This window comes from Pseudomonas sp. 22526 (assembly GCF_052044735.1).
GTDB lineage: Bacteria > Pseudomonadota > Gammaproteobacteria > Pseudomonadales > Pseudomonadaceae > Aquipseudomonas > Aquipseudomonas piscium.
Window position 1 is genome coordinate 51,420 of record NZ_JBQENK010000017.1, and the last position, 22,425, is coordinate 73,844.

A 22,425-nucleotide genomic window follows, 5' to 3' on the forward strand; every position below is an offset into this window, starting at 1 on the left:
CCTAAGAGTCGGTACTTGGCGTCTGGCTGTTGTCGATATAGGTCTTGTACAGCTGGATGATCTGCGGTCCGGTGGTATTGGCCGGGTTGGGGCCTGGCACGTTGTCGCCTTCGCACACCTTCTCGAACTGACCGAATATCTGCGCCTCATTGCCCTTTTGCGATGCCGGTTGCAGGACGAAGTAGCAGGCGAAACCCAGCACCGGTATCGAGGACGCCCCGTCGTTCTTGCCCGAACAGTCACCGATCACAATCTTGATGATCCGCCGTTCGAATGCCCCGCTGTTCTGGCAGCCACCGCCGCCACCGGCAACGCAGTTGGCGGAGTCCTGTACCCAGTTGTTGTAGTCGTACAAGGCGCTGCCGCCCGCGGACAAATTGCCGCTGCTCGAGGTAACCGCCTGATTGTTGTACTGAATCTGCTTGAGCGTATCGTCGTAAGTGAACGACTTGGAGTTGGTCGTGATCACCAGGTCCGGTGGATAGTCCGCCGCCTTGAGACCGCCGGAATACTGGTTGAAGCGCGTATTGAGGCCCTGCGAGGCCGGCCCGACGGTGTTCCCCGGCTTGGTCTGGGCATTCGAACCGACGTTGTTGCACTGCTTGATACCGCCTGCCAGCCCCTGCCTGACCGTGCTGCCACCGGAACCGAAATCGAGCAGCTGGAAGTTGCCGGGGCCAATCGGCGAACTGTTGCCTGCGGCGGTTTTCAACACCTGCGGGTCGCCGAACTGGAACCCCCAGAACATCCCGGCGGCCGGGTTGTTTTTCGTCGGATCGCCGCACACCAGCAGCGGCGTGAGGTCGCAAGGGCTGGCAGGGCTTGGCCCGGCGGTGGCGACCGCGCTCACAAACTTGTTACCGACACCATTGCCCAAGGTCTGAAAGACGCCCCAGAAGAATCCGGCCAGGGGATAGTTCGTGACCGTCACCCGTACATAGCTCGCATTGGCCGGCCCCGGGAAAGAGAAGGGGCCATAGACAGTGGACGCCAACTCCACCGTGGCAAAACCGCCGACATTGTTGCCGATGGCGGTGGCCAGCTCCTGATTGCCGTTGGCATTGGCATTCAGGGTCAGGGTGCTGAGCGCAGCGGTCTGCGTCAGGCTCGCGGCCCCTGTCGTGCCCATTACCGTGCTGAGGGTCTTGGCACCGCTCAGCGCCGCCGCATCCACCGCATTCTGCAGGCGGGACTTGTTCACCAGCATATGGCCGCCATCCAGCGCCAGGGCCCCCATTAGCAGCATCGAGGCCAGGGCAATCACCACCAGTACGGTCATCGCTCCGCGCTGCCGCCGTGGAAATGCACTCAATGGCTGTTGGATACGTGCACTCATCATCAAGCCCTCATTGTTCGTCTATGTCGTACCCGATCATTTACAGCTGGGACTTCACAACGTTGACCTCGATCCCACGAATCACCGTGATCCCGCTATCGCCGCTGGCACGACGACGGACAATCGGCCGGACCACCGGAGGGGCAGGCACGTCCTGGATCATCGCGACCGGCTCGACCATCGCCGGTTGCTTCTGGTTGTCCAGCGGGTTGCGCAGGGCCAGTTGCAGCTTGCCGGCGGCCATCCCCTTGACCAATTCCTCGGCCTGGAGAGGGGTCATTTCCAGGGTCACGGCGCGCACGACCACCGGTTGGGTCTTGTCGGTACTGGCCGTCTGGTCCACTGCCAGCACCCGCAGGTCTTCCAGGATGGTCTTGGATTCGGCGTCGCCGGTATTGCCGGTCTGCCGGGTAGCCAGCACATCGACCCGGTTACCCGGCAACAGGAACCCACCCACGCCGACCACGTCGTCCACCCTGACCGAGATCGCACGCTTGGTGGGTTCGATCAGCGACGCCAGGGTGCTGCCGCCCAAGTGTTCGGCCAGGCGCGCACCACGCAGGATGTCGCCGCGCAACATGGAGAAGGTGGCGATCTTGCCCACGACCTTCTCGGTCGCGTCGAAAGCATCCTCGGGCACCGTCTCCTTGGGCATACGGACCAGCGCGACCTGCTGTGGCTCGACCATTTGCCCGAAAGCGATTTCCACGGTCGCCACCACCACGTTCTGCTGGTTATCGTCAGGGGTGGCATTGAGCCTTGCATTGAGCCAAGTGTTGGCCATCCATGCCGCGCCCAGGCCCAGAACCACGGACAAGGTCACCAGAGTGAAAGTACGAGAACTCATGTCGAAATCTCCTTACTCAAAGAAAGTCGAGCTGGACGAAGTAGCTGTGCCAGGCCCATTCCAGTTCCAGGGATGACAGTGGTCCGCTGGCGCCCAGATAACGCTGGCGATCGAGCGCCATGCTCAAGAGATCCCGTGGGTGGCAAGGCACCAGCGGCATGTTTTCAGCGCCATAGAGCTCATCCAGGACGTAGCGCAACAGCTGCGGGTCGTATTGGATGTTCAGGCGCTCCGTCTCTTGAACCCAGATGCGTTCGTACTCCTCGGGCTTGAGGTAGCCGAACTGCAGCTTGTAGCCAATCCGCCGCAGGAACGCCTCATCGGCCAGTTCCAACGGGTTCAGGTTGGTGGAGAACACCAGGATCAGGTCGAACGGCAACTCGCAGTGCCGCCCGCCGCCGAGGTTGAGGAAGTCACGCTTCTCCTCCATCGGTACGATCCAGCGGTTGAGCAGTTCCGCGGGGGCCATGCGCTGGCGCCCCATGTCGTCGATGACGAACAGCCCGTTGCTGGCCTTGAGCTGCAACGGCGCCTGGTACTGACGGGTGAAGGGGTCGTAGCGGATATCCAGCTGTTCCATGGTCAGCTCGCCGCCGGTGATGACGATCGGCCGTTCACAGCACAGGAGCCGACGGTCGATCCCCTCATTGAGCATCAGACTGTTCTGCGGATCACCGACATCCAGACGCCGGTGTACCTGGGGGTCGTAGATCTCGATCACCGCATCGTTGATCGCAATGGCATAGGGCACCCAGATGGACTCGGAAAACAGCCGGATCAACCGGCTGCTGACGTAGGTCTTGCCGGTCCCCGCCGGTCCGTAAATCATGATGGCGCGCCCGGAATTCAGGGCCACGCCCAGTTGATCGAGCATGTTCTGCGCCAGCACCATGGAGCCGAAGGAAGCCTGCATGTCCCGGGCGCTGATACGGCCATGGTGAATGGTCTGTACCTTGAGCAGCGAGCGGTAAGCGCTCACCGGAAAGGGCGCCGCGCCGATATACCCACTGCGCGACAAGGCATCCCGGGCAGCATTGCGGCCGCGCTCGGTCAGCCCGTAGCGCAAGCCCTGGCCACCGGCTTGGCCAAGGACCTCGACCCGATGATCCTGGCGCAGGAAAGTCAGGACTTCTTCAACCACCGCCCCCGTCAGCGCCAGGCGCTCTACCAGTCGGGGCATGTCCAGTACGCCCGCATCGTGCAGATGCTTGCAGACCAGATCTCCGAGGAAATTGTCCGCCAGCCCGGTCTCAAGGATCGTGCGTGGCTGTGGAGCCAGTCGCTGCACTGCTTCCCGGTCATTGCCGGTCGGACGGCTGTTACTGATGGCATACATAATGTTCTCCTGAGCTACTGGCCAAGGGGCAACCAGAGAAAGCTGGCCAATGTGCCGAGCAGGATCGCAACCGAATAGGGAAAGGGTTTGCCGGCCACTTCATCATCCGCCGGCGGGAAATAGGCCCTGGCTCTCACCATCTGCCAGTAGCGCCCCATGGTCTGTTGAACTTGACCACGTACCAACACAATCAGTACCCCGCACGCGCCGCCGGCGATCAGGCTGAAAAACGCAGCCCAGAGGGCGTGCTGCGGAGTGAGAAAGGTGCCAACCATGGCCATGAGCTTGACGTCGCCGGCCGCCATCCCGCCAAAGGCGTACAGAGGAAGGAAAACCGCAAAACCGATCGACATGCCCAGCAGTCCATAACCAAACCCGATGACGCCTGAGGAATAGACCTGACCGGCAATCCCCAGTCCCAGCCCCAACAGCACCAAGAGGTTGGGAATACGGTGGTGACGAAGATCGTTCACCACCGCAATCCCCAGCAGTCCCAGCATCAATGCAACAACGAACAATTGCTCTTTGCCCATGACTGCAGCCCTCGGTGGAAGTTGGCGCGTTAGCAGACTTGACCCTGGACAGCGCATCCCAGACTGGTGATGGCAGTGGCCACGTTCCCGCCCAAGGTGATAAACGCAGCAACAGCGCCCAAAGTGATCAGGCCACCGGCCACGGCATATTCCACAATGGTCAGGCCGTCTTCGTCTTTGGCGAACTTGATTACCAAAGTCTTGATCGATTGCAGATTCATTTTCCCACCTCACTCGAATGTTTTTGTTTAAGAGCAGCACTTGCGCACTGCCTGGTTGAACATTAGTCAGGGGAACATTGGGAGGGTTAGGAGTTTTTTGCTGATCGTTAGGACTTTATTGCTGTTGTTGAAAGAAGCCAAAAAACACCAGGAACAACACCCTCCAAGGAACAGATGGTTTATCTAAGGAAGGAGTAATTGAAGAGCCGCCTTGAGTCAGCTTCGCCCTCGGTGCGAGAACGACCTGAGCCTGGGTCGATAAAGACAAAAACCCCGGCCGTGTTCGTTGCAACAAAACCATAGTGCGAAACGAAGTAACCCGGAGGTGGCATATCAGGATTTGATCTTCACGCGAGCAATACAGCGACGATACTCCAGATGCTGCAAAGAGAATTTGCAGGCCGCTGCAGAGCAATGGGAGCCGTGCTCGGCCAAAGGTCATTTGACGATTTGTCTCGTTCGAGACCAAGACTGGAGCCATCCGCCATGTACTGTGCGCTGACTGCACATACCGATTGAGAAGGCTCCATCCTGTCCAGGCGAAATCAGACAGAAAAACGGCGGGAACACACATGCACCACAGGTACGGCCTCAGCCCGAGGGAAACCGCTCTTCACAACCAGACCCGCGAAGTCTGGCTGCGTACGAGCAACAAACAGCTCCAGCCCAGGACTGAGGACTCGGCACAACGACTGTCGTTAGCACACCTGGCCCTGAACAGCACAACCCAGGCTGGTAATGGCGGTGGCCACGTTGCCGCCCAGAGTCACGAACGCGGCAACGGCCCCCAGAGTGATCAAGCCACCGGCCACGGCATATTCCACGATGGTCAAACCATCTTCGTCTGCAATGAAGGCCAGTACCGAGGTTTTGATTGTTTGCAGATTCATCTTGTTCACCTCATATAAGTAAAGTTGCTTTAAGGCGATCAGTATTTGTGCCGCCTGACTGAATCCTAGTCAGGGGCTAACAGAAAGAGTTAGGAGTTTATTGTCGGCTTCTAGGACTTTTTTGCGCTCCTTGGCAAGACAGCAGAAGAACACCAATGAACTAAACCAGGCAGATAGCGTTTTTTTTCAGAAAAGGAACTGTTCTCATATAACACTAAATTGATTCAGCCGTGGCCGGTGGTGCAAGAAAGGCGATCACAACAGCAAGGAGCTGCCTGTGACTCTTATCTCGCTGTCAGACATAGAAGGTAATCAAGAAAATTTATGAAACCTAATCAGAACTTGATCCTTTGCCCACAAAGCCCAATGGCGATACTGACAGCTCAGGAAGTGACAGTGAGACACCAGGAAGGAATAAGGAAATGAAACCTGAGTCGGCCCAAAAACCCTCTCTTTTATGGTTCGACCTCACGCGCGACCGATCGTCTGAAGAGCTGATCGCGCTGTTTCGCCCAGCCTGCGATTGCCGGGTGTCGAAAGATGCGTCTCTGCCCGAAAAGGACACTCATCCTCTACCCGACATGATCTGCATGCACTATGACCGCCCGGACATGCCGGGGCTCAATCTGTTGCTGGAGATCAAACACAAGATTCCCTCCATCCCCATCGCCATGTTCACGGTGCAGCACTCCGAAGAACTCGCCGTCTGGGCCATGCGTTCGCGGGTCTGGGAGTACATGGTGCTCCCTCTCTCGAGTGCCGAGATCCGGCGCTTCCTGCATGCGCTGAAGCAGCTCTACGAACTGCGCCACAGCAGCGGATCCGGCGCCAAGACCCTGCAGATCGAACACGGCCCGTCCCTGCCGGACAGCATCCGGCTGACCGCAGAGCACCAGAAACACCAGGCACTCAGTGATGTGCTGCTGTACATCGAGCAGAATTTTCGGGAAAGCATCGACCAGAAAGAACTGGCTAAACGTTGTGGCATGACCACGTTCCGCTTCAGCCGTCTGTTCAAGGAGGTCCATGGCCTGGGGTTCATGGACTACATCCTGAGCAAGCGCATGGATTGCGCCAAGAATCTGCTCGACAACAGCCAGATGCCCATCACCAGCATCGGCTATGAAGTCGGCTTCAAGGACCCGTCCTACTTTGCCCGCGCCTTCAAGCAATTCGCGGGCGCCAGCCCCAGCGAATACCGACAACGCCGAAGAAGCCCGGAACTGGTAAAAAAAGAAGAGTTGGAACTGGAGCAAACACTGTCTCAGGTGATCGACAGCCTGCCGCTGCGTATCGAAGGCCGATGAGCAGGCCAATCCAGTGCGCCCATAGATTTCTGCAGGCAAAAAAAAACCCGAAAATCCTCACTTTCGTGGGCCTTTCGGATTTTAAATACTGCTAGAAAATGGTGGGTCGTGTGGGATTCGAACCTACGACCAATTGGTTAAAAGCCAACTGCTCTACCAACTGAGCTAACGACCCGCTGTGTGGTGGCGCGTATAATACTGATTTATAAAAAGAATTCAACACCCAATATGAAAAAAATCAAAAATAAGGCGTTGGGTCGCTGACACCGGCCGCGGCAAAACCTTCTGCACGCAGACGGCAGCTGTCGCATTTACCGCAAGCACGCCCTTGATCATCGGCCTGGTAGCAGGACACGGTCAGGCCGTAATCAACCCCGAGCTTGACGCCCGCCTTGACGATATCGGCCTTGCTCAGGTTCTGCAGCGGAGCCTGGATACGGAACCCCGGCCCCTCTACCCCGGCCTTGGTCGCCAGGTTGGCCATGCGTTCGAAGGCCTCGACGAACTCTGGACGGCAATCCGGATAACCCGAATAGTCCACGGCGTTGACGCCAATGAAGATATCCCGCGCACCCAATACTTCCGCCCAGCCCAGCGCCAGGGACAGGAACACAGTGTTACGCGCCGGCACGTAGGTGACCGGGATCCCTTCGCTCGGGGCCTCAGGCACATCGATGGAGCTGTCGGTCAGCGCGGAGCCGCCAATACCGTTGAGGTTGAGACCTATCACCTTGTGCTCGACCACGCCCAGGTCGCGAGCGACACGCTCGGCCGCCTGCAACTCGGCGCGATGGCGCTGGCCGTAATCGAAGCTCATGGTGTAGCAGCGGTAACCTTCGGCGCGGGCCATGGCCACCACGGTGGCCGAATCCAGGCCGCCGGACAGCAGGATGACTGCACGCTTTTCAGTGGCAACCTGGTTCTGTGCTTGTTCAGTCATGTCAGCGCCCCGGCTCGTCATTCCAAAGGTATTTATGCAGCTGCAATTGCAGGCGCACCGGCAGGTTGTCCGCAACGATCCAGTCGGCCAGATCGCGCGCATTCAGGTCGTGATGGCTCGGCGAGAACAGCACCTCGCCCGCCCGCCGCTCCAGACCATACTGGATCAGCTTGGAAACCGCCCAGTCGTAGTCCTCGCGGGAACAGATGACAAACTTGACCTGGTCGTTCGGCGTCAGCAGCTCGATGTTTTCGTAACGATTGCGCTGAACCTCTTCCGATCCTGGCGTCTTCAGGTCGAGCACCCGACTGACACGCGGATCGACGGCGGAAATATCCAAGGCTCCGCTGGTCTCCAGCGAGACTTCGTAACCGGCGTCACACAGCTGCTTGAGCAGGGGAATGGCGTTAGGTTGCGCCAGAGGCTCGCCCCCGGTCACACAGACGTAACGCGGGCGGAAACCGGCGACCTGCTCGAGAATGCTCTCGAGGGTGCGGATGGTGCCGCCGCTGAAGGCATAGGCGCTGTCGCAGTATTGGCAACGCAGCGGACAACCGGTCAGGCGCACAAATACCGTGGGCAGGCCGGCAGTCCGAGTTTCACCCTGCAACGAGTAGAAAACTTCGGTAATTCTCAATGTGTCTTGCATAGTCGCCACGGGCGTAACAGCTAAACAGGCTGTCCGCCTCCGTCAGGCACCTCGAGGAATCCCGCAAACACGGTAATCCCAGGAAGCGTGTTTCATAAAAAGGGCATGGATTCTAACGAAAAAACCCGCGGCAAGCGCGGGTTTCTTCCAAACAGCTCAAACTCGATTACATGCGTTGCAGATCGCGCTGAGCCAGCTGGGCGGCGGAAGTACCCGGATATTGGGCCACCACCTGCTGCAGAATGCCCTTGACCTTGTCAGTGTGGCCCAGGCGGCGCTCTACGTCAGCCAGCTTGTACAGCGAGTCCGGCACCTTGGCATGCTTCGGATACAGCTGGGAGACCTTGGCGAATGCCTGGCCGGCACCTTGCAGGTCGCCCTTGGCCAGGTTCACTTCGCCCAACCAGTACTGAGCATTGCCCGCGTACTGGCTGTTCGGGTATTTACGCAGGAACGCGGCGAAAGCCTGGCTGGCCTTGTCGAAGTCCTTGGCCTTGATCAGGTCGAAGGCTGCGTCGTAATACAGCTTTTCCTTCGCCGGATCGCCCGGTTCACTGCTTGCCGCTGGAGCCTGCGAGGCAGCCCCGGCAGCTGCACCGGCGGCACTTGCATCGCCACCGGCAGAAGAATTATCAGGAGTCGCGGCAGGTGCACCGCCCGCTCCAATGCGCCGATCAAGATCCTGGTAACGCTCCAGGCTTTCCTGCTTCATGCGCGCAACATCGTTTTGCAGTACTTCAATCACACCTTGTTGCCGTGCGATTTGCTCCTGCATTTGCTGCAGTTGCTGGAACAGCTCGCCCTGTGCCGAGACAGGGGTCGAAACCCCTCCCCCGGCATAGGCGCCGTTCGTGCCATAACCCGCTGGCGGATAACTGCCTCCGCTATTGTTATAGCCTGAGTTGTTATCGACCACAGGAACCGCAGCCCACACCGAAAGCGGCGCGAGGCTGAGAGCCAAGACAGTTAGAGCACGACGGCACGTTCGCATGACGAATTACTTACGCAGTTCGACGCGACGGTTTTGAGCCCAGGACTGCTCGTCGTTGCCGGTAGCAACTGGACGCTCTTCGCCGTAGGAAACCAGTTCCAGCTGAGCTGGGGAAACGCCTTGCAGCACCAGGTAGCGCTGAACGGCTTTCGCACGACGCTCGCCCAGAGCCATGTTGTACTCACGAGTACCACGTTCGTCGGTGTTGCCTTCCAGAACAACGCGAGCGCCGTTTGCTTTCAGGTCTTTGGCGTGAACGTCCAGAGCGCGCATGGCTTCTGGCTTCAGGTCCGAGCTGTCGTATTCGAAGTAGAAGGTGGTGATTGCGCGCAGAGCAGCTTCTTCGCTCAGGGAGCCGTCAACTGCACCGGTGTTAGCGCCGTAACCAGCGTTTGGATCAACAGCGCCTTCACCAGCGTTGTCGCCGCCTTTGGAGGAGCAACCTACAGCTACAGCCATGGCCAGAGCCAGCGCAGCAAACTTACCAAACTTCAGCATTTCCATCGTGAAACTCCTAATGAACCCCAGTGTGTTAAGTAAAACGTAAAGCGCCGCGTCAGTTCAGGTAAGGGGACCAGGACGGTTCTCTGACTTCGCCTTGAGCGGTAGGAAGCGGGAGCCTCACGCGTCCATTAATGGACACGAGCATCAAGACTCCCCGGCCCTGCTGGCGGGTGGCGTAGATTACCATGGTGCCGTTGGGCGCAACAGTAGGCGACTCATCAAGTGTGCTGTCTGTAAGGATTTTTACGTTGCCACGCTGCAAATCCTGGGCAGCTACCTTGAAGTTTGTGAAGCCATCCTGCCGGTGAATCATGACCAGCGTTTTTTCATCCGCGGACAGTTTCGGGTTGGCGTTGTAGTTGCCCACGAACGTCACCCGCTCCGCACCGCCACCACCGGCACTGGTCTTGTAGATCTGTGGCTTGCCGCCACGGTCCGAGGTGAAGTAGATGGTCGAGCCATCCTTGCCCCAGAAGGGTTCGGTGTTGATGCCAGGACCTGCGGTCACACGCGAGATCTGACGCGAACCCAGGTTCATCACATAGATGTCCGGGTTGCCGTCCTTGGACAGCACGAACGCCAGGCGCTGGCCGTCCGGCGACCAGGCAGGCGCGCCGTTCAGGCCTTCGAAGTTGGTGATCTGCTCGCGACGGCCAGTGTCGATGTGCTGAACGAAGATGCGCGGACGCTTCTGTTCGAACGACACATAGGCAATGCGCTTGCCGTCCGGCGCGAAGCGCGGCGACAGGATCGGCTCACGGGATTGCAGCAGGGTCACCGCGCGCGCGCCGTCATAGTCGGAGCGTTGCAGGGTGTAGCGCGTGTTCTTCTCGGAGAAACGCTCTGCCGTGACATACAGCATGCGAGTCGAGAAGGCGCCCTTGATACCAGTGAGTTTTTCGAACGACTGGTCGGAGATGTAGTGAGCCATGTCGCGCAGTTGGTCGACGCTGCCCGAGACGCTGCCGGTCAGCACTTGCTGTTCGGTGGCGACGTTGAACAGGGCGTATTGCACCTGCAGGCGACCGCCCGCCGGGACAATGCTGCCGACCATGATGTACTGGGCGCCCAGGGCCTTCCAGTCACGGTAGATGACTTCGCTGGCCTGGGTCGGCAGGCTGATCATGTTCTGCTTTGGAATCGGCGAGTAGTAACCCGAGTTGCGCAGGTCGTTACCGATGATTTCCGCCATGTCGTCGGGCAGCACGCTGCCCCCTTGCCAACCGAATGGCACTACGGCGATTGGCGTGGCCCGGTCACTGCCACTGGTGACCAGAATGTTCTTTTCATCCGCCGTCGCTATCCCTGCCATACAGCAAATAACGACAAGCAATCCTCGAAGAAGGTTTCTCACAAGGCTAGATCCTCAGGTGTGAATGTCATCTTGAATGAACGATACGGAGCGAAATCGCTCGGCTTCATTCCCTGCATTTCTGTCAAACGTCCAATGTTCTTGACCGCAGCTACCGCCGAGGCATCGAACGGACCATCGCCGCTGGACTTGGCCACCGACACGGAAGTCACCGTACCATCCGGCAACATGCCGATTTGCAGCACGACAGTCATGTTGTTGCGCGCCGAAGGAGGACGAGCCCAGCCTTCCGCCGCACGAGCACGAATCAGATCGTCGAAACTGCCCGCGACTTCGTCGCCCTGCTCGTCCGCCAAGGCCTGCTGACGCTGTGGCGTGTCGGAAAGCAAATCAGCCAGGGCCTGGGCCTTTTTCTCTTCGGCGGATTTACGCGCTGCTTCCTGGGCCTTTTTCTTGGCTGCGTCGGCGGCGGTTTTCTTCTTCGCGTCCTCGGCGACCTTCTTCTTCGCCTCGTCTGCTTCAGCTTTCTTCTTGGCGTCTTCCGCGGCTTTCTTCTTCGCGTCTTCGACTATCTTTTTCTTCGCCTCTTCAGCGGCCTTTTTCTTGGCCTCTTCTTCAGCGGCTTTCTTGGCTTCTTCTTCGGCTTTCTTCTTGGCTATATCAGCCAATTGTTTCTCTTCGGCCTTTTTCGCTTCCGCAGCCTTCTTCGCGTCGTCGGCTTTCTTGGCTTCATCAGCCTTCTTCGCCTCATCCGCTTTCTTGGCTTCGTCGGCCTTTTTCGCTTCCTCGGTTTTTTGAGCAGCCTCTTCTTTCTTTTGTTCCGCAGCCTTGACCGCTTCCTGCTCGACCTTTTTCTGCTCCATCTGCTCGACTTCGGTCTGGCGCGCGGCGGATTTCTTCGCTTCACCCGCAATCTTCTGATTGGTCTGAGTGGTCGCCTGACTTTTCGATTTCAGCTGATACAGGGTCGCCTGGACGATCGGCTTGGACGGCGGCAACTCCGGCGTCATGGCAAAACTGACGAACAGCATGCCGAACACCAGAACGTGCAGGGCAATTGCCCACACGCTAGGCCAGAAGTAGCTTTCCGAGGCGGACGGCTCTCGCTGTTGCTGCATCAGGGCGCCTCGGTAATCAAGCCAACGTTACCGACGCCGGCCTTCTGCAGCCCGCCCATGGCGCCCATGACGGCACCGTAGTCAACGGACTTGTCGCCGCGGATGAACACCTGGGTATGCTTGCCGCCTTCATTGCCGGCGCGAATGATCTTGGTCACGGCGTCGGTCATCTGCGGCAAGGTCATGGCCTTGTCCATCTGCTTGTCGGTGTCGACTTCGCTGCCAAGGTTCCAGTAGTAGGTCTTGTCAGCCTTGATCGAAATGGTCAGGACCTGGGTGTTGTTGTCCTGCGGCAAGGCTTCGCTGGAAACCTTGGGCAGATCGACTTTCACGCCCTGATTGAGCATCGGCGCGGTCACCATGAAGATAACCAGCAGTACCAACATCACGTCGATGTAGGGCACCACGTTCATCTCGGCAACCGGCTTGCGTTTGTGGCGAACTCGGGCCATGGGGATTTACCTGCTCACTCTTCGCTGGTGTGCACTTTACGGTGCAGGATCGCCTGGAACTCGTCGGCGAAGGTGTAGTAACGGCTGATCAGGGTCTCGCCACGGGCCGCAAAGCGGTTGTAGGCGATAACGGCCGGGATCGCGGCAAACAGGCCGATCGCGGTGGCGATCAGAGCTTCGGCGATACCCGGTGCTACGGTCGCCAGGGTCGCCTGCTGGGCGCTGGCCAGGCCGCGGAAGGAGTTCATGATCCCCCAGACGGTACCGAACAGACCGATGTACGGGCTGACCGAACCGACGGTGGCGAGGAACGGCAGGCTCTGCTCGAGCTTCTCTTCTTCGCGGGAGATGGCGACACGCATGGCACGCGCGACACCTTCCATCACTGCCTCGGGATCAACGCCCGACTGCTGGCGCAGACGCGAGAATTCCTTGAAACCGGCACGGAAGATCTGCTCCACGCCCGAATCGGGGTCCGGGTTGCTGCCGGCCTGACGGTACAGCTTGGACAGGTCGATACCCGACCAGAAGCGCTCTTCGAAGCTCTCCAGGGCGCGTCGACCGGCGCGCAGCAGGTTGCTGCGCTGAAAGATCATGATCCATGAGGTCACCGATGCGGCTACCAGGGTCAGCATTACCAACTGCACAACGATGCTGGCATTGCTGACCAGGCTCCACATGGAGGAATGGTCGACGACGTTAGCTTCCACGCTTTATCTCCTGCTCTGAGTGTGTACCCGCGCCGCTCACGTCGGCAAAGGCCGCACGTAGAGCTTCGGGAATGGCCCGGGGTTTCAAATTGTCGGTGCGCACACAGGCCACCAGAAACTGCCCCTCACAGAGCAGTGCATTATCCGTGGCTCGCCTGACCTGCTGTTTGAAGCGCAGGCTGGCCCGGTTCAATTCGATGACTTCTGCACTTACCAGAAGCTCGTCGTCCAGTCGCGCCGGCGCGTGGTAGCGCGCTTCGCTGGAATGCACGACGAACAACAGGTTCTCCCCTGCCAGCTGCGATTGGGCAAAGCCCAGATCTCGTAGCCGCTCGGTTCGAGCCCGTTCCATAAACTTAAGGTAATTAACGTAATAAACGATGCCGCCGGCATCGGTGTCTTCGTAATAAACGCGACAACGATGTGCGAACGACTCAAGCCCGTTTTGCGCGCGCATACTCTAGTGCTTACTCCTCAGGTTGCCAATCCGGCCGGGCAACTGTTTTTCATTCTCGAACGGCTTTCTGGCGAAATAACGGCAATGCCAGCCCCCTAGGACCACACAAGCTGCGAATAAATCGCTGCCGAAGCGGTTATTAATCGTCCACGGCATCGAGGAACTCGTCTACCACAGGCATCTCCCCCAATCGTGACGGAATGTTTAGACCGAAATGCAGATAGGCATGCCGGGTCACCACACGCCCCCGCGGCGTACGCATGATATAGCCCTGCTGGATCAGATAGGGTTCGAGCACGTCCTCGATGGTATGCCGCTCTTCGCTGATGGCGGCCGCCAGACTGTCGACACCCACCGGCCCGCCGTCGAACTTCTCGATCATGGTCAGCAGCAGGCGCCGGTCCTGGTGGTCGAAGCCACGCTCGTCGACATCCAGCAGATTCAATGCCAGGTCGGCGATGGGCTTGGTGATGTGCCCCTTGGCGCGAACCTCGGCAAAGTCCCGCACCCGGCGCAACAAACGGTTGGCGATCCGCGGCGTACCCCGGGCGCGCCGGGCGATTTCAAAGGCGCCGTCCGGGTCCAGCGGCAAGCCGAGAATGCCGGCGGAACGCCCGACAATGGTCGCCAGGTCCGCGGTGCTGTAGAACTCCAGGCGCTGGACGATGCCGAAGCGGTCGCGCAGCGGGTTGGTCAGCATGCCCGCTCGGGTCGTCGCCCCCACCAGGGTGAACGGCGGCAGGTCGAGCTTGATCGAGCGGGCCGCCGGTCCTTCGCCGATCATGATGTCCAGCTGGAAATCTTCCATGGCCGGGTACAGCACTTCCTCGACGATCGGCGACAGGCGATGGATTTCATCGATAAACAGTACGTCGTTGGGTTCGAGATTGGTCAGCAGCGCCGCCAGGTCCCCGGGGCGCTCCAGCACCGGGCCCGAGGTGCTCTTGATCGACACGCCCATTTCCTGGGCGATGATGTTGGCCAGCGTGGTCTTACCCAGGCCCGGCGGGCCGAAGATCAGGGTGTGGTCCAACGACTCGTTGCGCCCGCGGGCAGCCTGGATGAACAGCTCCATTTGCTCGCGCACCGTCGGCTGGCCGATGTATTCGGCCAGGCTGACGGGGCGAATCGCACGGTCCTGGACTTCCTCGCGCTCACGGGGGCCCGTGGCGGCGATCAGACGATCTGCTTCTATCACTTAAATCATTCCCTTCAGGGCGCGGCGAATCATGTCTTCACTGCTCAGGCCTTTTTCCTTGATCGCGGAAACGGCCTTGCTGGCTTCCTGCGGCTTGTAGCCCAGGGAGATCAGGGCGCTGACCGCATCGGTCTCGGCGCTGGCCACCGGCATCGGCGCATCCGGCTGGTTCGGTACCAGGGCAAACATGCTCGGTACGGTTTCCCAGGCCTTGAAGCGGTCCTTGAGTTCGACCAGCAGACGCTCCGCGGTCTTTTTACCGACCCCCGGCACCTTGGTCAGCGCCGAGGTGTCCTGTGCCTGCACACAACGCACCAGCTCGTCGACCTCCAGGCTGGACATCAATGCCAGCGCCAGCTTCGGCCCCACGCCATTGAGGCGAATCAGTTCGCGAAAGAAGTCCCGCTCGCGCTTGCTGGCAAAGCCATAGAGTAACTGGGCATCTTCACGCACGACCAAATGGGTGTGCAGGGTGAGCGGTTCACCGACCGACGGCAGGCGATACAGGGTGGTCATGGGGACTTCCACCTCGTAACCCAGACCGTTTACATCGAGAATCAGGTGCGGCGGCTGTTTTTCAGCCAAGGTGCCGCGCAAGCGTCCAATCACGTTTCAGATCCTTAGCTCAGGCCAGATCAGCGGCCGGCGAGTCACAGAGCGGCGTTCCGGGCCGGGCAGACAGGCGCGGGGCACTCCACTCATCAAATGTTTGCGCAGATGCTATCAGAGACGCAGGCGGCCGCCACGACTGCGTGCGGTCCCCAGGCCATGAGGCAGCAGGCTGGAACGGGTATGGGCATGGCAGATGGCGATCGCCAGGGCGTCCGAGGCGTCGATCTGTGGCTTGCTGGTCAATTTGAGCAAGTGCATGACCATCATTTGCACCTGCTCCTTGTTGGCCCCGCCGGTACCCGCCACCGCCTGCTTGACCTGAGTGGCGGTGTATTCGGCGATTTCCAGGCTTTCCTCGGCCCCCGCCACGATTGCCGCGCCACGGGCCTGGCCCAGTTTCAGGGCCGAGTCGGCATTACGCGCCATGAACACCTTTTCAATGCCCATGGTCACCGGACCGTAGGTCTGAATGACCTCACGCACCCCGCGATAGACGATTTGCAGCCGCTCATGCAACTCGCCGGCGCCGGTTCGAATGCAGCCCGAAGCCACGTACACGCAGCCACGCCCGGTATCACGTACCACGCCGTAACCGGTGATGCGCGAACCCGGGTCGATACCAAGAATAAGAGTCATAACGCCTGCAAAGAGAAAATTCGGTTGCCTAAGGTAACGCCGGAAGAAGCCGGAGAAACAAAAAATCGCAGCCTTCGACAGCTCCCCTACAGGTACAGCCTAACCCTGTGCGTAAAGGGGGGAAACCGCCGAAGGCTGCGATCTTTTATCGAGCTATCAGCCGAGTTGCTCGGCCACCGACTCGGGAATATCCGCGTTGGAGTAGACGTTCTGCACATCGTCCAGGTCTTCGAGCATGTCGATCAGCTTGAGGACCTTCTCGGCGCCTTCCAGATCCAGCTCGGCGCTGGTGGTCGGCTGCATGACGATTTCCGCGTCGTCGCCCTTGAAACCGGCCTCTTCGAGTGCGTTACGCACCGCATAGAAGCCAGTGAACGAGGTAAACACATCGATCGAGCCGTCTTCGTGAACAACCACGTCATCGGCGTCGGCTTCCAACGCCGCATCGGTCAGTGCGTCCTCATCGACGCCCGGCGCAAAGCTGATCTGCCCCTTACGTTCGAACAGATACGCCACCGAACCGTCGGTGCCAAGGTTGCCGCCACATTTGCTGAAGGCATGGCGCACGGCAGCCGCGGTACGGTTGCGGTTGTCGGTCATGCATTCGACCATCACCGCCACGCCGCCCGGGCCATAACCCTCATAGGTCAGCTCTTCGACGTTGTCGGCCTCGGTCGCACCAGCGCCACGAGCAATAGCGCGATCGATGATGTCGCGGCTCATGTTGGCGCCCAGGGCCTTGTCCAGGGCCAGACGCAGACGCGGGTTGGAACCGGGATCACCACCGCCCTGGCGAGCGGCAACCGTCAGTTCACGGATCCACTTGGTGAAAATCTTGCCTCTCTTGGCATCCTGACGCTCTTTGCGGTGCTTGATGTTCGCCCACTTGGAATGACCTGCCATAACGCGCTCCAAATTCTCTTTGAAACATTGCCCGCAACGCCTGTAACGGCGGGCGGGCAACAAATATCTCGACCCAATAGAAAAAGGCGCATCCGCAGATGCGCCTTCAGGTCGGCCTTACTCAGCCTTTGGCTGTTCGCGCAGGCGGATATGCAGCTCGCGCAGCGCCTTGGCGTCGACCAGGCCAGGAGCCTGGGTCATCACGCAAGCGGCGCTCTGGGTTTTCGGGAAGGCGATCACTTCGCGGATCGACTGGGCGCCGGTCATCAGCATCACCAGACGATCCAGACCGAACGCCAGGCCACCGTGCGGCGGCGCACCGTACTTCAGGGCGTCGAGCAGGAAGCCGAACTTCTCTTCCTGTTCCGCTTCTTCGATACCCAGCAGACGGAATACCGCCTGTTGCATTTCCTTGCGGTGGATACGGATCGAACCGCCACCCAGCTCGGTGCCGTTGAGCACCATGTCGTAGGCACGGGACAGCGCGGTCGCCGGGTTGGCTTCCAGTTCTTCCGGCGAGCACTTCGGCGCGGTGAACGGGTGGTGCAAGGCGGTGAAGCTGCCGTCGTCGTTTTCTTCGAACATCGGGAAATCGACAACCCACATCGGCGCCCATTCGCAGGTCAGCAGGTTCAGGTCGTGACCGAGCTTGATCCGCAGCGCGCCCAGGGCTTCGCTGACGATCTTGGCCTTGTCGGCGCCGAAGAACACGATGTCGCCATCGACCGCACCCACGCGATCGAGGATCACGTTCAGGTTGGCTTCCGGGATGTTCTTGACGATTGGCGACTGCAGGCCTTCAACGCCCTTGGCGCGCTCGTTGACCTTGATGTACGCCAGGCCCTTGGCACCGTAGATGCCGACGAACTTGGTGTAGTCGTCGATCTTGCTGCGCGGCATGCTCGCCCCGCCTGGAACGCGCAAGGCGGCCACACGGCTTTTCGGGTCGTTGGCCGGGCCGCTGAAGACCTTGAATTCGACTTCCTTGAGCTGGTCGGCAACGTCCACCAGTTCCAGCGGGTTACGCAGGTCCGGCTTGTCGGAACCGTAACGACGCATGGCCTCTTCAAAGGTCATGTGCGGGAACTCGCCGAACTCCAGATCCAGCACTTCCTTGAACAGGTTGCGGATCATGCCTTCGGTCAGGCCCATGATGTCCTTTTCATCGAGGAAGCTGGTTTCGATGTCGATCTGAGTGAACTCAGGCTGACGGTCGGCACGCAGGTCTTCGTCGCGGAAGCATTTGGCGATCTGGTAGTAGCGGTCGAAGCCGGCGACCATCAGCAGCTGCTTGAACAGCTGTGGCGACTGCGGCAGAGCGAAGAAGCTGCCAGCGTGGGTGCGGCTCGGCACCAGATAGTCACGCGCGCCTTCAGGGGTGGCACGGGTCAGGATCGGGGTTTCGACGTCGAGGAAACCGTTCTCGTCCAGGTAGCGACGGATGCTGGTGGTCATGCGCGAGCGCAGACGCAGCTTCTCGGCCATTTCCGGACGGCGCAGGTCGATGAAGCGATAGCGCAGGCGGGTTTCTTCGCCAACGTCGGAGTATTCGTTGAGCGGGAACGGCGGGGTTTCCGCTTCGTTCAGCACTTCCAGCTGGTAGCCCAGGACTTCGATCATGCCCGAAGCCATGTTGGCATTGCCGGCACCGGCCGGACGCAGGCGCACCTTGCCGGTGATCTTGACCACGTATTCGCTGCGCACGCGGTCGGCGGCGGCGAAGGTTTCAGCGCGGTCCGGGTCGAACACCACCTGGGCCAGACCTTCACGATCACGGATATCGAGGAAGATCACCCCGCCATGGTCGCGACGACGGTGGACCCATCCGCAAAGGGTAACTTCCTGACCTTCCAGGCTTTCGTTCAGTTGGCCGCAATAATGGCTGCGCATCATGGTAGTGGTTTCACTTCTCGTAATTCGAAATTCGATGGGAGGCCTTGCGCACCTCGGGGTACCGGATAATGCAAGAGCTCGCGCGTGTCGTTCAACTTAATCAGCTTTGTCGCCACCGGCCAGATTCTTCTTGGCGCCGGTTTTGAAGTCGGTCTCATACCAGCCCGAACCGCTGAGGCGGAAACCTGGCATGGACAGCATTTTTTTCAGCTCAGGCGCCTGGCAGGCAGGGCAATCGACCAACGCAGGCGCGCTGATCTTTTGAATGGCTTCCAACTGATGACCACAGGAAGCACATTGGTAGTCGTACATGGGCATGGGAGCGTCTCGGCGTACTTAACGTCTGGCTTAACCCGTGCCGAGGCCCGGGTTATATAGCAAAGGGCGGGATTATATCCATTAAATCGGCCCTGTGCAGCCGTATGACGGCACCGATAGACCAGCGCCCGGCGAAACAAAGCCAGCGCCCCGCTGCCATACCCAGCCTATCGGGCCTAAGGGCGAACAGCCATGATCGGACGACAAGTCATGCCCCATAAAGGCAAATGGCGCCGATAACGGCGCCATTCGGTCTGCGGGATTATTGCTCGCTCAACAGCGAGCGCAGCATCCACGCGGTTTTCTCATGCACCTGCATCCGCTGGGTCAGCAGGTCCGCGGTGGGTTCGTCGCTGACCTTGTCGATGATCGGGAAAATGCCACGGGCGGTGCGGGTCACCGCTTCCTGCCCCGCCACCAGCTGCCTGATCATCTCATCGGCGCTTGGCACGCCTTCTTCTTCCTTGATCGAAGAAAGACGCGCGTAGATGGAATAGGCGCCTGGCGCCGGGAACCCCAGGGCGCGGATGCGCTCGGCGATCAGATCCACCGCCAGCGCCAGTTCGTTGTACTGCTCCTCGAACATCAGATGCAGTGTGCGGAACTGCGGACCTGTGACGTTCCAGTGAAAATTATGGGTCTTCAGATACAGCACATAAGTATCTGAAAGCAGACGAGAGAGACCCTCCACGATGGATTTGCGATCTTCTGCGCTGATACCGATATCAATTGCCATGTCTATCTCCGTTAACACATTGAATTCAACAGATCAGGTACCGGACCACTCTAGCAAGACTGTCCTGCACCCGCAGCCCGGGATCGCCCGAGGCACTGCGACAGATTGCCCACCTAGCGGGCGACCAGTACCTGCAAGAAAGCCCAGGCTCGTTGTGACCCGCCTGAAAAGCCGCCGTTCCACCTTTTTTCGGGTGCTGGCTCTCTAGAACAAGGCTTTGCCCGATAGTCCGGTATTCCCTCAGGACAACCAGGGCTTTCTCCCTCCATCCGGCTACAGCGCCTGATTTGAGAAGGCCTGGGCTTTGCTGTTAAATAGAGGCCGTGTCGCTGTTGCCTATTTCTCGGCCTCAGCGCATAGGCTGATCTCGCGCACGTGCTCACCGCCTCCCATTGTTCAGAAGCGAACCGTGCACGCTCAGCTCTTCCTTGTGATCCGTCTTAACGTGAGTTCATTAAAATGTTGAAAATCGTCCACCTGCTAACGGGCGCAGCGGCCTTGCTGCTGTCCTTTATCCCTAGCCTGCGATCTGAAGCCGTTCCCTTCCTGCAACAACCCGATGCTCTTTACCTGGCCTTTTTCGGCCTGCTCAACCTGACGCTGGCTCCGGTTATCCCTTACTGGAACAAAGGCCCGCGCCACCAACTGCAAAACCTGGTCAGCGCGCTTCTGGTGCTGGCGGTGGTCTTGCAGACCTTGACCCTGCTGGCTCCGATGCCGGTTATCGCAGGTCAACCGGCTGTACTGTTCAGCCTGGTGACCGCGGCGATCGCCGTTCTTCTGCACCTGGCCGTCAGCTTCTACAAATCGTCCCCCTCGGCCAACACGTCGCAAACCTACGACATGAGCAATCGCGATACCGGTACCGTCAAGTGGTTCAACACTTCGAAGGGTTTCGGCTTCATCTCTCGCGACTCCGGCGATGACATCTTCGTGCACTTCCGCGCCATCCGTGGCGAAGGTCACCGCGTCCTGGTGGAAGGCCAGCGCGTAGAGTTCTCCGTCATGAATCGCGACAAGGGCCTGCAAGCCGAAGACGTGATTGCGGCATTGCCGCGTCGCTGATTCACGCCCATAAAAAAACCGCGACGCAGCCAGGCTGCTCGCGGTTTTTTATTGCCTGAACGGCAAGCCGTCCGGCGCTCAGTAATGTGGCGGCGGAGCCTCTTCTTCGAATGACTCGAACTGCCCCACCATTTCTTCCTGACGCTTGAGCAAGGCGGCCATCTGCAACTGCAGGCGCTCGACCACCCGCTGCTGCCCTACCAGCACGTCGTTCAGGGCTTGAATGGTGTCATCCTGAAAAGCCAATCGGCTTTCCAGGTCGGTTACCCGCTCTTCCAGGCTCATGACTCAGCCCTCCAGAAACTTGAAATCATCGGTCAGGACCAGTCGTAACCGCTCACGAATCGCAGCCACCTGTTCGGCACTGTAAGGTTTGGCAGGCAGCTTGCCCCATACCGGAGCAGGCCAGGCCCCATCGTCGCGCTTGCGAACGATAACGTGCATATGCAACTGGCTGACGACATTACCCAGAGTCGCCACATTCAACTTGTCCGCATCGAAAGAGTCTTTAAGCAACTCCGCCAGCGCCGTGGTTTCTCGCCATAGTTGCTGCTGGTCCGCGTCATCCAATTGAAACAACTCACTGATATCTTCCCGGCGCGGCACCAGGATGAACCACGGGTAATTGGAGTCGTTGGACAACAGCAGCCGGCAAAGGGGGAAATCCCCAATGGGCAAGGTGTCTTGTTGAAGTCGTGGATCTAAAGCGAACACCGCGCGCACTCCCGCTCAGCTCATCAAGTTTCAGCTTAGCGAACGCCATGACCGGCTGCCCGCCAAGCGACAGAGCGGCAGCATACCTGCGAAAGCTCTTCCGTTCATCGCCCTGCTGCGCAGATCCCGCCTCAACATTCATCCTCGATACCACACGTCAGAGCGCCCCGGCCTGGAACATTTTCCAGCGGACTGCACCACGACTGAACGAAGCCCATAAAAAACAAGGAAAAAACCGCGAAAGAGCGCCTTCCTTGCGCATTCCTCAGCGCCCGACGCCGGATGATGATTGAGCTGCATCAAGAAACTTTTGCACCAAAACCTCACAGTGCGTCTACGCTCAGTGCGTTAACCATCCGCGATCTACTCACCCAGCAGGGTGAACCGGTAACGTTTTGGAATGTCGTGCGTTTTTTTTCAGGGAGCAACACCAGGAGGACAGGGAACGTCAAGCCCAAACAAAACGACCTTAAAACCACTGTTTTATGCGGTTTTTACAGCCTGAAGGGCCATCGCCGAAAAAAACTCGGTGCCTTTGCGTTTTGTGCACGCTTGTTGCATTCACACCCACATTGTCCCAGGAGAAGCCATCGGAAAAAGGCTTCTCCTGAGACTAATAACAATAGTGGCAAGGCTGCCCCATGGAGATTTGACTGCTTGACCAAAGTTCTTTTTGTTCCAGGTTCAAGCCTTCGAAAACAGCGCTGAAGTTGTCAGTCCGGGTACATGCGGACTGCGGATTTGCGA

The 22,425-nt window shown here is 59.1% G+C and carries 26 protein-coding genes and 1 tRNA gene; 2 read left to right on the top strand and 25 right to left on the bottom strand.

Annotation, left to right across the window (positions count from 1 at the left end):
• Nucleotide 1: 1 nt before the first annotated feature.
• The 6 genes from ACTJKT_RS23305 to ACTJKT_RS23330 all read right to left on the bottom strand — a co-directional run bounded on the left by ACTJKT_RS23305 (nucleotide 2) and on the right by ACTJKT_RS23330 (nucleotide 5,163).
• Nucleotides 2-1,339 carry a pilus assembly protein TadG-related protein gene (locus ACTJKT_RS23305; protein ID WP_440788739.1) on the bottom strand — a complete coding sequence of 446 codons (1,338 nt, stop codon included), beginning with the start codon at nucleotides 1,337-1,339 and terminating at the stop codon, nucleotides 2-4.
• A 37-nt stretch (nucleotides 1,340-1,376) separates the two neighbouring features.
• Nucleotides 1,377-2,183 carry a Flp pilus assembly protein CpaB gene (gene cpaB, locus ACTJKT_RS23310; protein WP_169914727.1) on the bottom strand — a complete coding sequence of 269 codons (807 nt, stop codon included), beginning with the start codon at nucleotides 2,181-2,183 and terminating at the stop codon, nucleotides 1,377-1,379.
• A gap of 16 nt (nucleotides 2,184-2,199) precedes the next feature.
• Nucleotides 2,200-3,519 carry an AAA family ATPase gene (locus tag ACTJKT_RS23315; protein ID WP_440788740.1) on the bottom strand — a complete coding sequence of 440 codons (1,320 nt, stop codon included), beginning with the start codon at nucleotides 3,517-3,519 and terminating at the stop codon, nucleotides 2,200-2,202.
• A 14-nt stretch (nucleotides 3,520-3,533) separates the two neighbouring features.
• Nucleotides 3,534-4,052, bottom strand: a complete 519-nt coding sequence (locus ACTJKT_RS23320; RefSeq protein ID WP_025805892.1) for an A24 family peptidase — start codon at nucleotides 4,050-4,052, stop codon at nucleotides 3,534-3,536.
• A gap of 29 nt (nucleotides 4,053-4,081) precedes the next feature.
• Nucleotides 4,082-4,273: a Flp family type IVb pilin gene (locus tag ACTJKT_RS23325; RefSeq protein WP_009050445.1), complete on the bottom strand. Its 192-nt coding sequence runs from the start codon at nucleotides 4,271-4,273 to the stop codon at nucleotides 4,082-4,084.
• A 698-nt stretch (nucleotides 4,274-4,971) separates the two neighbouring features.
• A complete protein-coding gene (locus ACTJKT_RS23330) occupies nucleotides 4,972-5,163 on the bottom strand; it encodes a Flp family type IVb pilin (protein ID WP_025805894.1) in 192 nt (63 codons plus the stop codon).
• A gap of 422 nt (nucleotides 5,164-5,585) precedes the next feature.
• Between ACTJKT_RS23330 and ACTJKT_RS23335 the strand changes: the two genes are divergently transcribed.
• The gene (locus tag ACTJKT_RS23335) at nucleotides 5,586-6,470 is read left to right on the top strand and encodes a helix-turn-helix domain-containing protein (protein WP_440788785.1); all 885 of its coding nucleotides are present in this window, start codon (nucleotides 5,586-5,588) and stop codon (nucleotides 6,468-6,470) included.
• A 99-nt stretch (nucleotides 6,471-6,569) separates the two neighbouring features.
• On the opposite strand, the gene ACTJKT_RS23340 is transcribed toward ACTJKT_RS23335, so the two are convergent.
• The 17 genes from ACTJKT_RS23340 to ACTJKT_RS23420 all read right to left on the bottom strand — a co-directional run bounded on the left by ACTJKT_RS23340 (nucleotide 6,570) and on the right by ACTJKT_RS23420 (nucleotide 19,899).
• Nucleotides 6,570-6,645, bottom strand: a tRNA-Lys gene (locus ACTJKT_RS23340).
• A 63-nt stretch (nucleotides 6,646-6,708) separates the two neighbouring features.
• Nucleotides 6,709-7,410 (bottom strand): 7-cyano-7-deazaguanine synthase QueC, encoded by a 702-nt coding sequence (queC, locus tag ACTJKT_RS23345; RefSeq protein WP_440788741.1) that lies wholly within the window; start codon nucleotides 7,408-7,410, stop codon nucleotides 6,709-6,711.
• Between the two features lies 1 nt (nucleotide 7,411).
• Nucleotides 7,412-8,059 (bottom strand): 7-carboxy-7-deazaguanine synthase QueE, encoded by a 648-nt coding sequence (gene queE / locus ACTJKT_RS23350; protein WP_009050465.1) that lies wholly within the window; start codon nucleotides 8,057-8,059, stop codon nucleotides 7,412-7,414.
• A gap of 166 nt (nucleotides 8,060-8,225) precedes the next feature.
• Nucleotides 8,226-9,050, bottom strand: a complete 825-nt coding sequence (gene ybgF / locus ACTJKT_RS23355) for a tol-pal system protein YbgF (RefSeq protein ID WP_025805899.1) — start codon at nucleotides 9,048-9,050, stop codon at nucleotides 8,226-8,228.
• Nucleotides 9,051-9,056: 6 nt separating this feature from the next.
• Complete coding sequence (pal, locus tag ACTJKT_RS23360) at nucleotides 9,057-9,554, bottom strand: peptidoglycan-associated lipoprotein Pal (protein WP_003178634.1); 498 nt, start codon at nucleotides 9,552-9,554, stop codon at nucleotides 9,057-9,059.
• Nucleotides 9,555-9,606: 52 nt separating this feature from the next.
• Nucleotides 9,607-10,866, bottom strand: coding sequence for a Tol-Pal system beta propeller repeat protein TolB (gene tolB / locus ACTJKT_RS23365; RefSeq protein ID WP_007931107.1), 1,260 nt, complete (start codon nucleotides 10,864-10,866; stop codon nucleotides 9,607-9,609).
• Nucleotides 10,867-10,904: 38 nt separating this feature from the next.
• Complete coding sequence (gene tolA, locus ACTJKT_RS23370; RefSeq protein ID WP_440788742.1) at nucleotides 10,905-11,984, bottom strand: cell envelope integrity protein TolA; 1,080 nt, start codon at nucleotides 11,982-11,984, stop codon at nucleotides 10,905-10,907.
• Complete coding sequence (gene tolR, locus ACTJKT_RS23375) at nucleotides 11,984-12,436, bottom strand: protein TolR (RefSeq protein WP_007931110.1); 453 nt, start codon at nucleotides 12,434-12,436, stop codon at nucleotides 11,984-11,986. Before tolR ends, tolA begins: the two co-directional genes overlap by 1 nt.
• Before the next feature lie 14 nt (nucleotides 12,437-12,450).
• Nucleotides 12,451-13,146 carry a protein TolQ gene (gene tolQ, locus ACTJKT_RS23380; protein WP_007931111.1) on the bottom strand — a complete coding sequence of 232 codons (696 nt, stop codon included), beginning with the start codon at nucleotides 13,144-13,146 and terminating at the stop codon, nucleotides 12,451-12,453.
• Nucleotides 13,136-13,603, bottom strand: a complete 468-nt coding sequence (gene ybgC / locus ACTJKT_RS23385; protein WP_025805902.1) for a tol-pal system-associated acyl-CoA thioesterase — start codon at nucleotides 13,601-13,603, stop codon at nucleotides 13,136-13,138. Before ybgC ends, tolQ begins: the two co-directional genes overlap by 11 nt.
• Nucleotides 13,604-13,742: 139 nt before the next feature.
• On the bottom strand, nucleotides 13,743-14,801 hold the full coding sequence (gene ruvB / locus ACTJKT_RS23390; RefSeq protein ID WP_009050468.1) for a Holliday junction branch migration DNA helicase RuvB: 1,059 nt from the start codon (nucleotides 14,799-14,801) through the stop codon (nucleotides 13,743-13,745).
• On the bottom strand, nucleotides 14,802-15,410 hold the full coding sequence (gene ruvA / locus ACTJKT_RS23395) for a Holliday junction branch migration protein RuvA (RefSeq protein ID WP_009050469.1): 609 nt from the start codon (nucleotides 15,408-15,410) through the stop codon (nucleotides 14,802-14,804).
• Nucleotides 15,411-15,524: 114 nt separating this feature from the next.
• Nucleotides 15,525-16,049 carry a crossover junction endodeoxyribonuclease RuvC gene (gene ruvC, locus ACTJKT_RS23400; RefSeq protein WP_007931118.1) on the bottom strand — a complete coding sequence of 175 codons (525 nt, stop codon included), beginning with the start codon at nucleotides 16,047-16,049 and terminating at the stop codon, nucleotides 15,525-15,527.
• 156 nt (nucleotides 16,050-16,205) lie between these two features.
• Complete coding sequence (locus tag ACTJKT_RS23405; RefSeq protein ID WP_210476992.1) at nucleotides 16,206-16,952, bottom strand: YebC/PmpR family DNA-binding transcriptional regulator; 747 nt, start codon at nucleotides 16,950-16,952, stop codon at nucleotides 16,206-16,208.
• A 117-nt stretch (nucleotides 16,953-17,069) separates the two neighbouring features.
• On the bottom strand, nucleotides 17,070-18,845 hold the full coding sequence (aspS, locus tag ACTJKT_RS23410; protein WP_440788743.1) for an aspartate--tRNA ligase: 1,776 nt from the start codon (nucleotides 18,843-18,845) through the stop codon (nucleotides 17,070-17,072).
• Between the two features lie 96 nt (nucleotides 18,846-18,941).
• Nucleotides 18,942-19,163: an FmdB family zinc ribbon protein gene (locus ACTJKT_RS23415; protein ID WP_007931131.1), complete on the bottom strand. Its 222-nt coding sequence runs from the start codon at nucleotides 19,161-19,163 to the stop codon at nucleotides 18,942-18,944.
• A gap of 262 nt (nucleotides 19,164-19,425) precedes the next feature.
• A complete protein-coding gene (locus ACTJKT_RS23420) occupies nucleotides 19,426-19,899 on the bottom strand; it encodes a Dps family protein (protein ID WP_053280614.1) in 474 nt (157 codons plus the stop codon).
• A gap of 459 nt (nucleotides 19,900-20,358) precedes the next feature.
• Here ACTJKT_RS23420 and ACTJKT_RS23425 point away from each other — a divergent pair, with 459 nt between their 5' ends.
• Complete coding sequence (locus tag ACTJKT_RS23425; protein ID WP_009050471.1) at nucleotides 20,359-20,964, top strand: cold-shock protein; 606 nt, start codon at nucleotides 20,359-20,361, stop codon at nucleotides 20,962-20,964.
• A 78-nt stretch (nucleotides 20,965-21,042) separates the two neighbouring features.
• Here ACTJKT_RS23425 and ACTJKT_RS23430 read toward each other — a convergent pair whose 3' ends face one another.
• Nucleotides 21,043-21,249, bottom strand: coding sequence for a SlyX family protein (locus tag ACTJKT_RS23430; protein WP_009050472.1), 207 nt, complete (start codon nucleotides 21,247-21,249; stop codon nucleotides 21,043-21,045).
• Nucleotides 21,250-21,252: 3 nt separating this feature from the next.
• Nucleotides 21,253-21,678, bottom strand: coding sequence for an HIT family protein (locus tag ACTJKT_RS23435; protein WP_097304811.1), 426 nt, complete (start codon nucleotides 21,676-21,678; stop codon nucleotides 21,253-21,255).
• Nucleotides 21,679-22,425 lie beyond the last annotated feature (747 nt).